Source organism: Oleiphilus sp. HI0132 (assembly GCF_001635845.1).
On record NZ_LWGJ01001732.1, the window covers coordinates 1 to 607 of the forward strand.

Below are 607 nucleotides of genomic sequence, written 5' to 3' on the forward strand. Positions count from 1 at the left end.
AGAAGATACGCAGCTACGCTCCAACTTCCGCGGCGCCATGGACTTTCTACGCAATAAACGCAAACAAGCCTTCAGTGATGAAGAGGAATGGCAAACCCTTAGAGAACAAGGTGCAGCAATAAGACAGAACGTCGTCGAGCGTTTACCTGAACTGCTAGAGCAACTAGAACAACAATGTAGCAATAACGGCATTCAGGTACATTGGGCAGAAACCGGGATCGAAGCTAACCAAATTGTTCTCGACATAGCACAACGTCGCAAAGCCAAACTTGTTATCAAAGGAAAGTCGATGGCGAGCGAAGAAATCGAATTGAACAATTTCCTCCAGAGCCATAATATTGAAGCCATTGAATCGGATATGGGGGAGTACATTGTGCAGATTGCCGATGAAACACCGTCTCATATCATCATGCCCGCCATCCACAAAAACAAACAGGAAATTGCTCAACTATTTGAAAAGAAGCTCAAGTTGAAATGCGACCCGAACGACGTTGATGGCATGATTGGTCTGGGTAGAAGAATCCTCAGGGATAAATTTGAAAAAGCAGACATTGGCATTTCGGGCGTCAACTTTGCTGCTGCCGAGTCAGGTACGCTTTGCCTGGTA

At 45.8% G+C, this 607-nt stretch carries 1 protein-coding gene; it reads left to right on the forward strand.

The features are described 5' to 3' along the window. Positions 1-607 (forward strand): LUD domain-containing protein (locus A3766_RS26490; RefSeq protein WP_197479767.1); only part of this gene is annotated, 607 nt, incomplete at both ends.